The sequence below is a fragment of the Actinomyces ruminicola genome, assembly GCF_900103885.1.
Lineage (GTDB): Bacteria > Actinomycetota > Actinomycetes > Actinomycetales > Actinomycetaceae > Actinomyces > Actinomyces ruminicola.
On the sequence record NZ_FNIM01000015.1, the window covers coordinates 1 to 14111 of the forward strand.

13 protein-coding genes and 1 pseudogene are annotated in these 14111 nt (G+C 68.6%); 8 read left to right on the forward strand and 6 right to left on the reverse strand.

The annotated features are described in order from the left end of the window. The 3 genes from BLR49_RS13315 to BLR49_RS10505 form a co-directional block, all read left to right on the forward strand. A partial coding sequence (locus tag BLR49_RS13315) for an LPXTG cell wall anchor domain-containing protein (protein WP_176765851.1) occupies nucleotides 1–274 on the forward strand: 274 nt, incomplete at its 5' end. A 420-nt stretch (nucleotides 275–694) separates the two neighbouring features. Then, complete coding sequence (locus tag BLR49_RS10500; protein ID WP_092537390.1) at nucleotides 695–1444, forward strand: nucleoside/nucleotide kinase family protein; 750 nt, start codon at nucleotides 695–697, stop codon at nucleotides 1442–1444. A gap of 215 nt (nucleotides 1445–1659) precedes the next feature. After that, the gene (locus BLR49_RS10505) at nucleotides 1660–2181 is read left to right on the forward strand and encodes a TspO/MBR family protein (RefSeq protein ID WP_092537392.1); all 522 of its coding nucleotides are present in this window, start codon (nucleotides 1660–1662) and stop codon (nucleotides 2179–2181) included. On the opposite strand, the gene BLR49_RS10510 is transcribed toward BLR49_RS10505, so the two are convergent. Then, complete coding sequence (locus tag BLR49_RS10510; protein WP_245690613.1) at nucleotides 2063–2533, reverse strand: transporter associated domain-containing protein; 471 nt, start codon at nucleotides 2531–2533, stop codon at nucleotides 2063–2065. The two genes, BLR49_RS10505 and BLR49_RS10510, sit on opposite strands and share 119 nt — an antisense overlap. A 399-nt stretch (nucleotides 2534–2932) precedes the next feature. Between BLR49_RS10510 and BLR49_RS10515 the strand changes: the two genes are divergently transcribed. Together BLR49_RS10515 and BLR49_RS10520 are read left to right on the forward strand one after the other, a co-directional pair. Further along, the gene (locus tag BLR49_RS10515; protein WP_092537394.1) at nucleotides 2933–3541 is read left to right on the forward strand and encodes a DUF1269 domain-containing protein; all 609 of its coding nucleotides are present in this window, start codon (nucleotides 2933–2935) and stop codon (nucleotides 3539–3541) included. A gap of 239 nt (nucleotides 3542–3780) precedes the next feature. Then, nucleotides 3781–4740: a bile acid:sodium symporter family protein gene (locus BLR49_RS10520; protein WP_245690614.1), complete on the forward strand. Its 960-nt coding sequence runs from the start codon at nucleotides 3781–3783 to the stop codon at nucleotides 4738–4740. Between the two features lie 282 nt (nucleotides 4741–5022). Here BLR49_RS10520 and BLR49_RS10525 read toward each other — a convergent pair. The 5 genes and pseudogenes from BLR49_RS10525 to nrdH form a co-directional block, all read right to left on the reverse strand. Further along, nucleotides 5023–5274 (reverse strand): annotated as a pseudogene (locus BLR49_RS10525) (IS5/IS1182 family transposase); the annotation flags it as partial. Between the two features lie 1158 nt (nucleotides 5275–6432). After that, nucleotides 6433–6978: a hypothetical protein gene (locus BLR49_RS13740; RefSeq protein WP_143013750.1), complete on the reverse strand. Its 546-nt coding sequence runs from the start codon at nucleotides 6976–6978 to the stop codon at nucleotides 6433–6435. A 28-nt stretch (nucleotides 6979–7006) separates the two neighbouring features. Next, on the reverse strand, nucleotides 7007–9172 hold the full coding sequence (nrdE, locus tag BLR49_RS10535; RefSeq protein WP_092537399.1) for a class 1b ribonucleoside-diphosphate reductase subunit alpha: 2166 nt from the start codon (nucleotides 9170–9172) through the stop codon (nucleotides 7007–7009). Beyond that, nucleotides 9157–9567, reverse strand: a complete 411-nt coding sequence (gene nrdI, locus BLR49_RS10540) for a class Ib ribonucleoside-diphosphate reductase assembly flavoprotein NrdI (protein WP_176760922.1) — start codon at nucleotides 9565–9567, stop codon at nucleotides 9157–9159. The genes nrdE and nrdI overlap by 16 nt, the downstream gene beginning before the upstream one ends. Before the next feature lie 16 nt (nucleotides 9568–9583). Further along, on the reverse strand, nucleotides 9584–9829 hold the full coding sequence (gene nrdH / locus BLR49_RS10545; RefSeq protein ID WP_176760921.1) for a glutaredoxin-like protein NrdH: 246 nt from the start codon (nucleotides 9827–9829) through the stop codon (nucleotides 9584–9586). Between the two features lie 601 nt (nucleotides 9830–10430). On the opposite strand from nrdH, the gene BLR49_RS10550 reads away from it, so the two are divergent. The 3 genes from BLR49_RS10550 to BLR49_RS13320 all read left to right on the forward strand — a co-directional run bounded on the left by BLR49_RS10550 (nucleotide 10431) and on the right by BLR49_RS13320 (nucleotide 14103). Then, nucleotides 10431–10931 carry a transcription repressor NadR gene (locus tag BLR49_RS10550; RefSeq protein WP_092537403.1) on the forward strand — a complete coding sequence of 167 codons (501 nt, stop codon included), beginning with the start codon at nucleotides 10431–10433 and terminating at the stop codon, nucleotides 10929–10931. Between the two features lie 155 nt (nucleotides 10932–11086). Continuing rightward, the gene (locus BLR49_RS10555; RefSeq protein ID WP_176760920.1) at nucleotides 11087–12232 is read left to right on the forward strand and encodes a PTS sugar transporter subunit IIC; all 1146 of its coding nucleotides are present in this window, start codon (nucleotides 11087–11089) and stop codon (nucleotides 12230–12232) included. A 1097-nt stretch (nucleotides 12233–13329) separates the two neighbouring features. Next, on the forward strand, nucleotides 13330–14103 hold the full coding sequence (locus BLR49_RS13320; protein WP_176765853.1) for a hypothetical protein: 774 nt from the start codon (nucleotides 13330–13332) through the stop codon (nucleotides 14101–14103). The last annotated feature ends 8 nt before the right edge of the window (nucleotides 14104–14111 follow it).

The following is a 14111-nucleotide window of genomic DNA, read 5'->3' on the forward strand; positions in this document are numbered from 1 at the left end:
CGAACCGACCACCGAGCCCACGGTCGAACCGACCACCGAGCCCACGGTCGAACCGACCACCGAGCCCACGGTCGAACCGACCACCGAGCCCAGCGCTGGAACCACGCCCGGAGTGACGGCACCCTCACCTGGCAAGCCGTCCAGCCCGGACGCGAAGTCGACCTCGCGCGCGAAGCTCGCCAAGACCGGCGCAGGAACCACGTCGCTCGCAGCGGTCGCCGCGGTCCTCCTGCTCGCGGGAATCTCAACCACGGTTGCGCGCAGGCGGGCATAACCCCGCGCAATCGGCGTCGGTAGTCTCGTAAGGGACTGTCTGGTGGCGGGCCCGGCTTCATTCGAAGCCGGGCCCGCCACGCACATATACGGCTCTCGGTGTGTTGAGTTGTGGTGAGCGGTGAGTCCCTGAGCCGCGTTACTAAGGGGCTTGAGGATGCGGGCCTGTGGGGTGACGTTGGGTACGCCACTTCGGCGTCTACTACGCCGGTTGGGTGTGCGCTGAAGGGCTCGGAGGCCTTCAGCACACACCTAAGTGGCGTACCCAAGTACTAACCGGCGTAGTAGACGACGCCGACCAATCGTCGGAGCCCGTCCGCACGAACGCGGTCCAGCACCGGCCTCCCTACACGCCGGCATCGGCCGCACCCCACCGCTTACCGCACCTCCCAAATGCCGCCCTCTGAGCGATAATCGCCCCATGCCCACCTCGCCGATCGTCCGCACCGGCACCGCCGAGGTGTTGCTCGCAGAACTCGGGGACCGCCTGGCCGAGCGCTTGCACACGGCCGCAGCCGCCGTCGGCCGCGACGCCGCGTCCGCCACCGAACTCCACACCCGGATCGACGACGGGCCTGATGCCCGCAGCGGCGGCCGCCTCGTCGTCGGGCTGACCGGGGCACCCGGAGCCGGCAAGTCCACACTGGCCGCAGCGCTGGAGCACAACCTGCGGCAACGAGAGTTGCTCGCCGGCGGCGTACCCATGGACGGATTCCACATGTCCAACGCGGTGCTGGACGCGCTGGGCCGCCACGGCCGCAAGGGCGCCCCGGACACCTTCGACGTCGTCGGCTACCTGTCCGTGCTCGACCGGGTGCGTGCGCCCGGATGCATGGACGTTCTGACGCCGGTGTACCGGCGGGACCTGCACGAACCGGTGGCGGCCGGCGCGCTGGTGAGCGGTCCCGGCGTCGTGGTCACCGAGGGCAACTACCTGGCACTGGAATCGGGCGAGTGGAGGCAGGTCCGCGCCCGGATTGATCTGCTGATCTTCTTGGAAGTGCCCGAGGCGGAGCTCATTGACCGCCTGGTGTCCCGTCACCAGGACTTCGGTCGCAGCATCGCCGACGCCGGCCACTGGGTGCGCACCGTGGACGTGCCCAATGCGCGTCTGGTGTCCGCCTGTGCACACCGCTGCGACGAGATCTGGCGGCTCCGGCCCGCGGGCTAGGCCGACTTCCGGGCCGGCCCCGTCGGCCGTCCAGGCCAATGCCGCGTCGCCCCGGCCCATGCCCCGCCAGCCATTCCCCAGGCATCCCCACGCGGACCATCGGCACTTTCGCGCGCATTTGTGCGGATGCGCCGAGGCCGACCCCATTTGGAATCCATAGCCTCACCGCAGCAGTACTCGAAAAGCGAGTACGCGACACGATTGAGGGCCACCCAATGGCACACCTGAAGATGAAGGCGCTACTGACCACCTCCGCACTGGTTGCGGCGACCGCAGCGGTCGGGACGGCCGCCTCGGACCCGAATGGCGACTACTACGCCCGCCTCAAGAAACCCGACTGGAATCCGCCCAATGAGGCCTTCCCGATCGCGTGGACCACGCTGTACACGGATATCGCGCTGACCACCGGGCTCACCCTGGCCGACCTGTGGGAGGCCGGCGAGATCACGGGCAGCAACAAGGAGGCCAAGCGGTTCCTGACGGCGACCGCCGCGAACCTGGCGCTCAATGGCGGCTGGAGCTGGGCGTTCTTCCGCGCCAAGCAGCCGGCTCTGTCCGCCGTCTGGTCCGGAGTCCTCGCCGCCAGCTCGGCCGATCTGACCCGCCGCGTCTTCAAGATCAGTAAGGTGCGCGGCATGGCCCTGGCGCCATACGCGGCCTGGACCGCATTCGCCACCGCCCTGTCCTGCGCCGTGTGGAAGCTGAACGACCGCGCGGCCAGTCACCGCGCATCTTGACCCCTCGCCCCGGGGCGGCGGTCGGCCGTCCCAGCTCTGCCATGATGAAGCCGCCGAGGGTGTCGAAGGGGCCGTCGGGCAGGCTGCGGTCCAGTGCCCGGGCGACGTCGGCGCGGGAGATGAGCCCGTCTATCACCATGCCGCCGCTGCGGCGCACCACGGTCGGCTCCTCACGGTCGTACTCGTCGGCGATCTGCCCGGTGAACTCCTCGACGACGTCCTCCAGGGTGACGATCCCGTCCGTGCCGCCGTATTCGTCCACCACCATCCGCCGCTCCTCGACGCCGAGGTTCTCCTGCGCCAGGATGAGAGTGCGCAGCTCACCCAGCCCCACAGACTCGATCCGGGCCACCGGATCGCGCCCCAGTAGCCGAAGTAGTCCGTCTGCGCCGCCCCGAAGGAGGCGGAGACGCAGGCGCCGACCAGGATGAACAGCAGCACGAGCAGGCAGTTGCGCAGCAGTGGATCCACATCCGCATTGTCTAGGGGGGCTGCTTCCGGGTTCCTGATCAACCACTCATAGAAGGCTCTGGTGGATATCAACCGTTTACTCCCGAGTCCACCCGCCTGACCAAACACTCTCAGAACCGTGAGAACAACCTCAAACCACTCGGAGCGCCCGCCAAGAAAACAATACGAATACTCCCAAAGCCGCTTGAATCCGAATACGCGCACATAGCCGGAGATGTTTACTTCCCTTGTCACCGGCCCGCCAGGGCCACAAACCACCGACATGGCAGGAGCAGGCATCATGACCGCGCACAACTTCGTCGTCGTGACCTTCGCGGAGTCGAGTAAGGCCTACGAGGCGCTCAGTGATATCCGGCAGGCGGCACAGGCCGGGAGAATCTCCGTCCCGGCGGCCATCATTGCCGAGCGGGAACCGGACGGCCACCTGCATCTGGCCGAGGGCGCAGACGCCCGCATCGGGGACGGTGCCTTCTCCGGGGGGCTCATCGGCATGCTCATCGGCATTCTGGGCGGGCCGCTCGGAATGCTGCTCGGCTGGGGCACCGGGGCCCTGGCGGGAGGCTTCGTCGACGTCGAACGAGTCAATCGCGCCGAGACCGCCATCGGCGAGTTCAGCTCACGCCTGCCCGCGGGAACGACGGCGATCTTCGCCGAGGCCCGCGAGTACGCCGAGGAGGTGCTGGACGGTCTGGTGGCCCCGCTGGACGGGGTAGTGGTGCGACGACCCGCCGCCGAGGTGCTGGCGGAGCTGGAGTCGGCGCAGGACGCCGCCAGGGCCGCCAACCGGGAAGCCACCAAGGTCATGCGTCAGGAGCGGCGCCAGGAGCGCAAGGAGGCCTGGGAGGAGCGCGTGGCCCGGCTCAAGGAGCGTTTCCACCACAAGGGCTGAGGCGCCGCCGAGGGCAGGATCACGACCGTCTCGGTATTCGTAGTCCAGTCCTCTCCGGCTGCCCGGTCAGGGCATGCTCCAAAGCTGCACGGGGGCTCCGCCGGTCGGCGGGCCCCCGTTGGCCGGCCCATCCTTGTCCGCCGGTTGGACGCCAGTCGGCGCCCGGATCCGCTTCGGCAGCCGGAGCGAAGGCGGCCCTTGCGGAGGAGCGACGCCAGGAGCGCAGTGCGCAGATCGCGGTGGCCGTCTTCCCCCTGGTGATGTTCTCCGCCTTCCTCGCCGCCTTCTTCTCCCCCAGCACCTTCGTGCCACTGGCCAACTACATGACCCCACTGCTGGCGGTGACCATGCTGGGCATGGGCATGACCCTGTCGGTGCCCGACTTCACCATGATCGCGCGCCATCCGGTGCCGGTCGTGGTAGGCGTGCTCGCCCAGTACTGCGTCATGCCGCTGGTGGGCTGGAGCGTCGCCCACGTGATTCCGCTGCCCGACGCGCTCAAGGTCGGCATCATCCTCATCGGCTGCGTCCCGGGCGGGACCACGTCGAACGTGTGCAGCTTCCTGGCCATGGGCAACACCGCGCTGAGCGTGTCCATGACGGCCCTGTCCACCATGCTCGCGCCCGTGGTCACACCGCTGCTCACCCTGTGGCCGGCGGGTACCTACATGGAGGTGCCGGCGGGGTCGATCGTGCAGATCGTGCTGCTGCCGGTGGGGACGGGACTGGTGCTGAACATGTTCGCGCACCGGCAGGTAGCACGGATTCAGCCGCTCATGCCCTGGGTGTCCGTGGTTGCGATTGCCGGGGTGGTGGCTGCGGTCGTTTCCCGCAGCCAGGCGTTGATCGCCACGGCCGGACTACTCATGTTCGTGGCGATCGCCGTCGAGAACGCCATTGGGTATGGGCTCGGCTATGCGGTCGCCCGGGCTATCGGGGTATCGCGCCGCGACCGGCGCACCATCTCCATCGAGACAGGCCTGCAGAACGCCGGGCTCGGCTCCACCCTGGCCGCCGCCTACCTCGGCGCCGCCGTGGCCGCACCGTGCGCGGTGGCAACCTTCTGGCACACGATCACCGGTTCCATGCTCGCCATGTACTGGCGCCTGCGCGGCTTCCCCGACGGCGAGGACCCGCTGGCCACAGTCCGCGAACTGCGCGTGCGTGCGGCTGCGGCAGCTGCGACCGCCGAGGCCTAATACTCTTCGGCCGCGCCCCGGCCGCCGGAACCAGGGCCGGACTCCGGTTGGCGGGAGTCTCCTTCGGGCTTGGCGGGCTGCTCCGAAAGGCGGGGCATCCCCCGAGGACGCTGGGCGGCCGTCGAGGACGTACCTCGGCCCGCGAGAACGCTGCCCCGGAGGACGTCCTCGGCGGCGAGGGCGCGTTCTCACGGTCTATCCCGCGTCCTCGAAACAGTCAGTGGGGCCTGATGCTCAGTGGTCGATTACCAGGAGCCGGGGCGCATACGCCTCTAGGTCGTGTTATGTAAGTCGTTTGAGCCAGTGGTCGATGCTGGCGATGCGGGTGGTTGGTTGGTAGCGGACGGCGAGTTTGTCGTGTCTGGTGGCCAGGGCCCGGTTCTGCTTGAGCTGGCCGAAGCAGCGCTCCACCGCGTTGCGGTCCTTGTAGGCGATCGGGTCGAAGGCGGGCGGCCTGCTGCCGCGTCGGCGGCGGTGTGCGGCCTGGTCGGCCTTGACGGGGACGGTCACGGCGATGTGTTGGGCGCGCAGCCAGTCACGATTCGTGTCAAGCCCTACTTGGACCGCGAGGCTCCGCTTGGACTGCCCAGCCCTGCTTGGACCGTCCTAGACGCCGTCTCAGGCGGTCCATCCAGGCAAACGCGGTCCATCCAGACGAACGCGGTCCGAGCAGGGGGCCGGGACGGGCACGGGCGCCGGGTCCCGAGGACCTCCCCGCCGGCCGGCGGCCCAGGTGCCGGGCAGGGCCGCCCCCGGGCGGAGGCGAGCCAGCTGTTCCAGGCAAGCGGCGTGGCGCCGGGCGGGGGCCCGTCCGCCTGGCGGCCGGCCGCCGGCGCCTGCTCCCGTGCGCGTCGGCACAAAGTGTCCGAGATCGGCACAAACAGCTCCGGCGCTGCCGCCAGCGGCAGGCAGAGCGTTGGAATCATGCGGTTTCTCGATCGGCCCCAGGGGCTGCCGGCGGCCTTTGTGCCGAACTCGGACACCCCCGCAGGCGCCTACCCCACCACACCCACCCCACCACGCCGGCAATACTCACCACACCCTCATACCAGAAGAACCCTCAAACGACCTACATAACACGACCTAGACGCCCGACCGCACGTCGCGGGCAGACAGTGGTGGAAGTGCACTGCCCTCCGGGCCGACCCCGACAACGACCCCCTACACCCGAACACGACCAGCACCCGGCGAGAACGTCCTTGTACGCCCCAGTCCCTCACAAACGTGGAGGGATCGGGGATGAGGTTTGAGGGTGTGTTGTCTGGCGCGCGTGGGTCGAGTGCTGCTCTGCTCATCTGCGGGCACGCCTGCGGCGCTCGCCGCTGCCGCACGTCCCGCAAAAGTGTCCGGATTCGGGACAAACGATGCCGGCGGCGTCCAAGGCCGCGAGCACAACGTTGGAATCATGCGGGTGCAAGAACGGCTCACGCCCACGTGGGCGGCGTTTGTCCCGGATCCGGACACTCCACCCCGACGCACGCACCCTCATCCCGCAACAAGCCCCGTCTAGCTAAGGCATGACAGCATGCAGGAGACGCAGCCCTCCACCTCGGTGGCGGCGATTAGCCCTGCCGGGAAACTGGCACTGGCGCCGTAGGCGCTGGCGAAGTAAGCTATTCGTCGCTCAGGGCAATAGCCCTGCGAAGTGGACCCGGCAGCCTTCCGGACGGTGGGCGAGCCGGGTTTCGCGTGTCAGTCGCCCAGCTCAATGACGTCGAGCGTGACGCCGGCCAACGCCTCCCGCCACTGCCCACCCTTGTTCCAACACCAGCTGACGGCATCGGCCAGCCAGAGCAGAGGCTCTTCGTGATCATGCAAATGATCGTAGGTTCCGTCCCAACCAGAGCCGAACGCTTCATGCAGCACGCGCCGATCAGACTGCACAGCAGCGTCATTTCGATCAAGCACGAGCTGTTGGCAACCTCCATCGCGCAGCGCCTCGGCCAGGGCACGCAGGCATCTTGGCCTCGCAATCCTCGGTTTTGCCGCACTCCGGTACACCTCGACCTTGACTGGCATCGCCACGATGTCGTGGATTACCGCGCGGCGCACATCATCACGTTCCTTGGTGAAGTGAATAGAGCGCTGTCCAGAGCGCAGACGGCAACGAAGTGCCTTTCGGATCCGATGCACATCAGACGGTCGCAAGTACACCGCGGTAATCGAGTATCCCCGGACCTCAGACTCGTCGACAAACACGCGATAGGGACGCGACAGATCCCAACCGTCTTTACTCACCGCCCTAAACCCCCCTTACCACGCAGCCTCACAGCATGCAGGATACGCAGCCCTCCACCTCGGTGCCGGTGAGCGCCGCCTGGCGCAGGCGGATGTAGTACAGCGACTTGATGCCCTTGCGCCAGGCATAGATCTGCGCCCTGTTCACATCGCGGGTGGTGGCGGTGTCCGGGAAGAACAGCGTCAGGCTCAGCCCCTGGTCCACGTGCTGGGTGGCGGCGGCGTAGGTGTCGATGATCTTCTCGGGGCCGATCTCGTAGGCGTCCTCGTAGTACTCGAGGTTGTCGTTGGTCATGTACGGCGCCGGGTAGTAGACCCGCCCGATCTTGCCCTCCTTGCGGATCTCGATCTTGGCGACGATCGGGTGGATCGAGGAGGTGGAGTGGTTGATGTAGGAGATCGACCCGGTGGGCGGCACCGCCTGCAGGTTGCGGTTGTAGATGCCGTCCCGCTTGATCTTTCCCGCCAGCTCCGCCCAGTCGGCGCGCGTGGGCACGTGCACCGACGACGCCGCGAAGATCTCGCGGACCCGCTCGGTGACGGGAACGAAGTCCTGCGTCAGGTACTTGTCGAAGAACTCGCCGGACGCGTACTTGGACTCCTCGAAACCGACGAAGGCCTCCCCGCGCTCCACCGCCAGCTCGTGCGAGGCGGTCAGGGCGGCGAACAGCACGGAGGCGAAGTAGACGTTGGTGAAGTCCAGGCCCTCCTCGGACCCGTAGTGGATGCGCTCGCGCGCCAGGAATCCGTGCAGGTTCATCTGGCCCAGGCCGATCGCGTGGGACTCGCGGTTGCCGCGGTTGATCGAGGGCACCGACTCCAGCTCCGTCTGGTCCGAGACCGCCGTCAGGCCGCGCACTGCCGTGCGAATGGTGCGGGCGAAGTCCGGGGAGTCCATGGTCTTGGCGATGTTCAGGGAGCCCAGGTTGCAGGAGATGTCCTTGCCCACGTGGGCGTAGGACAGGTCCTCATTGAGCACGCTCGGCTCGGACACCTGCAGGATCTCCGAGCACAGGTTGGACATGACCACCTTGCCCTTGATCGGGTTGGCGCGGTTGACCGTGTCCTCGAACATGACGTAGGGGTAGCCGGACTCGAACTGGATCTCGGCCAGCGTCTGGAAGAACTGGCGGGCGTTGATCTTCTCCTTGCGGATGCGCTCATCGGCCACCAGCTCGCGGTACTTCTCGGTGACGTTGATGTCCGCGAAGGGCACCCCGTAGACGCGCTCGACGTCGTAGGGGCTGAACAGGTACATGTCCTCGTTGCCCCGGGCCAGCTCGAAGGTGATGTCCGGGATGACGACGCCGAGCGAGAGGGTCTTGATGCGGATCTTCTCATCCGCGTTCTCCCGCTTGGTGTCCAGGAACCGCATGATGTCCGGGTGGTGGGCGTGCAGGTACACGGCGCCGGCGCCCTGGCGCGCGCCCAGCTGGTTGGCGTAGGAGAAGGAGTCCTCCAGCAGCTTCATCACCGGGATGACGCCGCTGGACTGGTTCTCGATGCGCTTGATGGGGGCGCCCATCTCCCGCAGGTTGCTCAGCAGCAGGGCGACGCCGCCGCCCCGCTTGGACAGCTGCAGGGCGGAGTTGATGCCGCGGGCGATCGACTCCATGTTGTCCTCGATGCGCACCAGGAAGCAGGAGACGGGCTCGCCGCGCTGAGCCTTGCCCTCGTTGAGGAAGGTGGGGGTGGCCGGCTGGAAGCGGCCGGACATCATCTCGCCGATCAGGTCCAGCGCCAGGGCCTCATCGCCGTCGCCCAGTGCCAGGGCGACCATGGTGACGCGGTCCTCGAAGCGCTCCAGGTAGCGCTTTCCGTCGAAGGTCTTGAGCGTGTAGGAGGTGTAGTACTTGAAGGCGCCCAAGAAGGTCTCGAAGCGGTAGTCGTAGGCATAGGCGGCCTTGAAGGCGGACTTGACGAACTCGGGCGTGTAGCGGTCCAGCACCTCCTGCTCGTAGTAGCCCTCCCGCACCAGGTGGTCCAGCTTCTCCTCCAGGGTGGGGAAGGTGACCGTGTTGCTGTTGACGTGCTGGAGGAAGTACTGGCGCGTGGCCTCGCGGTCGGCGTCGAACTGGATCATGCCGTTCGCGTCGTACAGGTTCAGCTTGGCGTTCAGGGCGTGATAGTCGAGGTCCGGGGCCACCGTGGTCTTCGTGCCGGTGCTCGTCGGGGCCGTCAGCGTGTCTGCCAAAACTTGTCCAATCCTTCTTTTACGCGTTCGACGTCGGTGGGGGTGCCGAGCAGCTCGTACCGGTAGAGGAAGGGCACGTTCAGCTTGCTGGCGATGATGTCGCCGGCGAGGCCGTAGGCCTCGCCGAAGTTGGTGTTGCCTGAGGCGATCACGCCGCGGCACAGCGACCGGTTGTGCGGGTCATTGAGGAACCTGATCACCTGCTTGGGTACGGCGCCCTTGACGGCGCCGCCTCCATAAGTGGGAACGACGAGGATGTACTCCTCGTCGACGCACAGCGGCTCATCCTTCGGACGCAGCGGGATGCGCGCGCTGGGGTAGCCGAGCCGGTCGACGAAGCGACGGGTGTTCTCCGAGGCGGAGGAGAAGTAGACGAGTAGCGGGCGGCCACTCACGAACGCCTGCCTCCGCTCAGATGGCGGCGGCCTCGGCGACGGAGACGAGGGCCTTGATCTTGTCCGGGCGGAAGCCGGACCAGTGCTCGCCGCCGGCCATGACCACGGGCGCCTGCGCGTAGCCGAGGGAGCGAACCTGCTCCAGGGCCTCGGCATCGAGGGTGATGTCAACCGTCTCGTAGGACAGGCCGGCCTTGTCCAGGGCGCGGTAGGTGGCGGAGCACTGGACGCAGTTGGGCTTGGAGTAGACGGTGATCGCCATGTCAGTCACTTCCTGGCAGTGGGTGGTTGATGATTGAGGTGCGTGCGCGCCCCGACGGCCTCCGCTAGCGGGAACCTACCCGGTTGTAATCACACGCATGTAGTTCTCGGGAGGGCAAGCGCCCCCTGCTGTTCAAAACACTACCCCTAGGGGTCGGGGTGCGCCACTACCCCAAGATGATGTGGCTGGCGTGTCGTTGTGCATAGACCCCCTCCGAGCTGTGGACAGCGCACCGATCGCTGTGGACGCACCTGTGGAGCCGGCGCGGACACCCCCGCCGACCATCCCGGCGCCGATGCGGCCGAGGCCGGCTCGGATCGGCTCATCCATGCTCTCGCGGGGGTCCGACACGAATTCGACCCCCTTAACCCCGAGCCACCCACAGGCACACGACCCAACCATCCCCGCTTCGTCCCCAGTCTGGGGACGAAGCGAAGAAAAAAGCCCTCCGGATCACTGCCCGCCGGGCGTGTCGCACCACCGCCGGAGGGACTTCCCCCATTCCGTCCTGCGCCACAACCGTGCTACGTTCCAATGAAGCGGCTCACATGGGCCGACCGCGCGGCAGCGAGCGCACCACCGAGAGGACCGCGAGACGACTATGGACGCATCCGAGCGCCGGCAGGCGATCCTGACCCGCCTCGAGGGGGCCGCCGCCCCCCTGGCGGCGGCGTGGCTGGGCGAGCAGCTCGGCGTCTCCCGGCAGATCGTCGTCGGCGACGTCGCCCTGCTGCGCGCCGCCGGGCACGCCATCCGCGCCACCAACCGCGGCTACGTCCTGGCTCGCCCCAGTTCGCGGCCGCGCCGCGTCCTCCACGTGCAGCACGGACGCGATCAGGTGGCCGCAGAGGTAGCCGCGATCATCGACGCCGGCGGCACGGCCCTGGACACGATCATCGAGCACCGGCTATACGGTCAGATCACGGTGGACCTCCTCATTCACAACCAAGCCGAGCTCGACCTCTTCCTCGAGCGCATGACCGAGTCCTCGACCCTGTCCGAGCTGACCAACGGCTGGCACGCGCACACAGTCGAGGCCGACACCGAGGCGCAGTTGGACGCCATCGAGGCACGCCTGGACGAGCTCGGCATCTTGCGCTGACACGCGGCTCACGACTCGGGCCGAGTGCCGCCCGCCTGAGAGGCACTTCACGCAGCCAGTGTCATGACACCTAGCCGCATCCGGCTATTCTGCATGTGTCTTGACACCAAGTGCGGGATCGCGCCCGTCACCGCCCGCCGCCCATGGGAGGCCCCATGTCCGCACCCTCCGCTCCCCCCGCCGGCCCTGCCGCCCCCTCCCCCGCCCGCAGGCGCGGCCCGCTGAACCGGCTGCGCGCCTTCGGCGACCGGTTCTTCATCGAGGGCCTTACCGGCATGGCGCACGGCCTGTTCGCCACGCTGATCATCGGCACGATCCTCACCCAGCTCGGCGCCCTCATCCCCGGGACGGCGGGCGACTTCATCGTGCTGATGGGGCGAGTGGCCTCCGCCGTCACCGGCGCCGGCATCGGCCTGGGCACCGCCCGCCGCCTGGGGGCCGACACCTTCGTCGTCATCTCCGCGGCCGCCGTTGGACAGATCGCCGCCCAGGCGTCCGGCCTGCTGTCCGGCAGCGCCATCCTGACCGACGACGGCGGCACCGCCCTACTCCTGCGCGGTCCGGGCGAGCCGCTGGGCGCCTTCGTGGCCGCCTGCGTGGCCGTCGAGGCCGGGCGCCTGGTCTCGGGCCGGACGCCGGTGGACATCCTGGTCACCCCGCTGACCACCATCGTCGTGGGCGGCGGCGTCGGGCTGCTGGTGGGCCCACCCATCTCCTCGGCCATGACGGCGCTGGGGCAGCTGGTCAACTGGGGCACCGAACGGCAGCCGCTGCTGATGGGGGTGATCGTCGCCGTGATCATGGGCATGGTGCTGACGCTGCCGATCTCCTCGGCGGCGCTCGGCGTGATCCTGGGCCTGTCCGGCATAGCCGCGGGCGCCGCAACCATCGGCTGCACCACCCAGATGGTGGGCTTCGCCGTCGCCTCCTTCCGCGAGAACCGCTGGTCCGGGCTGTTGGCGCAGGGCCTGGGAACCTCCATGCTGCAAATGCCGAACATCCTGCGTCGGCCGCTGATCTGGGTACCGCCCACACTGGCGTCGGCACTGCTCGGGCCGGTGGCGACCGCGGTGCTGCACCTGGAGTCCAACGCCGTCGGCTCGGGCATGGGGTCGGCGGGCCTGGTCGGTCAGCTCATGACCTGGCAGACCATGAGCACCGGCACCCCTCCGGCGCAGCTGCTGGCCACCATCGTGCTGTTCCACTTCGTCGCCCCGGCGCTGCTGACCCTGGCCATCAGCGAGTTCATGCGCGCTCGCGGCTGGATCCGCCCCGGCGATATGGCCCTCGCCCGGGCGTAACCGTGTCCGCTTGTTTCAGGGCTCTTCGTGTTTGAGGGTGTGGTGGTGTGACGGGTGGGGTGTCAGGGTGGTGGTTTGTGGGCACGTTCCTCCGGGCGCGGCACGTGGCGCGATGGGTGGGGCGTGCGCGGTGGGTCACCGTGAGTCACGGTGGGTCACGGCGGATCGGGCGCGACGACTCGTACCTTCGCCTGAGGGTTCGTTCCTTCGCGGGAGGTGGCGAAGCGATGGCGCCAAGTGACAACCGTCGTCGGAACACACGAACCGTCCGCCCCGCCACGCCGCTGCGGGCCATGACCCGCCCGGGGACGCACTCGGTATCCCGACTGGCCCGCGCCCGGGTTGATGGCACCCACAGCCCCCGACCGGCTGCGCTTCGCAGCTGACCGCCGTGCCGATTTACGACCTCGGGGCGTGGTTTACGGCCCCGGGGTGGTCGTGGATCGCACCCCAGGTCGTAAACCCGCGCTCCACGCCCTCGCGAGGTCGCTCGGAGCAACGACGCTGAGCACGTCCCCGGGCGCGGGAGGTCGTTGTCGGTGGGTGCCGGCCTGCCGAGCACGACCTCTTCGGCTCCAAGCCCTCCACACTCGGGAGGGCCTCGGGGCAACGAGGGCGTTGTCGGGCCAGCGAGGACGACCTCGATCCCCGGCCGCCGGCTCCCGCAGACCAGTCGTCGGAATCACGCGGGCAACCGGACCGGAGACCACAGCCCTGGGCCACGCACACCACCACAACAAGCGGCCAAGCACCAACCAGAACACGCCACCAGCCACACCCCCGAACGCGAAGAGCCCGTTGAGGGCGCCGGCGCCCGGTGACGCGGGGCGCACGCCCCGCGCCCCCCACGCCACAGTCGCAATCGCGACCCCCGAATAGCCGTAATGCATGCGACACCACATACGAGTATGGCCATATCCGTGCCATACTCGTGATCGAAACGCGATTGTCATTCGGCGACGGCGCGCCCAGTGCTCGGCGCCGCCCTGCCCCGGCAAAGGAGGTACCCCTTGACTGCACCGGCCTTACGGTCGTCGCAGGCCTCGCCCCCGGAACAGTCACCGCTCCCCGCCGGCTGTCACGCGGCCTCTCGGCAGATGGTCGCAGCGGGCATCGGGATCGACCTGGCCATCGTGGCTGTGCCGCTGGTGGTCGGCCTGTTGCTGTCGGGCCCGGCACTGCTCAGGCTCCTGCTCGTGCTGGCGGCGCTGGGCCTGCTCCTGGCCCAGCTCGTTGGCCATTGCCTGTACGGCAGAGCCGCCGGCGGCCTGCTGCTGGGGCTGCTCACCGTCGACGCCGAGGCGGGCCTGCCCACCGGAACGGCACGAGCCCTGTTGGCGGTCGTGCGCCTGGGCTCTGCCGCCGGAGCCACCGTGCTGGACATCCACAACGGCCCCGATCCGTCCCGGGTGACCCTGGACGAGCTGGACGAACTCGCTGAAGCCGCCGAGCTCTCCGCCCGCGCACAGCAGCTGGCTGCAGCATCGTCGCCCTCGCCGCAGCCGGTCCAGCCGCAACCGCAGCAGCCGCAGCCGAGACAGCCGGAGCAGGCTCCCGCGACCGCAGCCCTCCCGCCCGAGTCACCGCCTGCGCTCCGTGCCGTACCGGCGCAGCCCCCCTCGGCGCAGACTCCCCCGATGACGCCCATGCCGCTGCCGCCGTCCGTGCCGCCGCAGGCGCCCCCGCCCCCACCGCCGCCCGAGCCCGCCCAGCACCCGGCCGCCGCGGCCGCGCCGCAGGCCCCCGCACCGCCCCGAATGACCCGCAAGGAGTTGCGGGCCCGGGAGCGGGAGCAGGAGCGCGCCCGCGCCCGGCAGGCGCTGAGCTTCCCGGACGCCCAGGCCCCTGGCCCCGAGAGGATGGTCGGATGAGAGCCGCG

Bases quoted from the DNA above. Each gene is read 5' to 3' on its own strand.
- BLR49_RS10555 (WP_176760920.1), top strand. From the start codon at position 11,087: ATGTCCGCACCCTCCGCTCCCCCCGCCGGCCCTGCCGCCCCCTCCCCC.
- BLR49_RS10500 (WP_092537390.1), top strand. From the start codon at position 695: ATGCCCACCTCGCCGATCGTCCGCACCGGCACCGCCGAGGTGTTGCTC.
- nrdH (WP_176760921.1), bottom strand. From the start codon at position 9,829: ATGGCGATCACCGTCTACTCCAAGCCCAACTGCGTCCAGTGCTCCGCC.
- BLR49_RS10550 (WP_092537403.1), top strand. From the start codon at position 10,431: ATGGACGCATCCGAGCGCCGGCAGGCGATCCTGACCCGCCTCGAGGGG.
- BLR49_RS10505 (WP_092537392.1), top strand. From the start codon at position 1,660: ATGGCACACCTGAAGATGAAGGCGCTACTGACCACCTCCGCACTGGTT.
- BLR49_RS13320 (WP_176765853.1), top strand. From the start codon at position 13,330: ATGGTCGCAGCGGGCATCGGGATCGACCTGGCCATCGTGGCTGTGCCG.
- BLR49_RS10515 (WP_092537394.1), top strand. From the start codon at position 2,933: ATGACCGCGCACAACTTCGTCGTCGTGACCTTCGCGGAGTCGAGTAAG.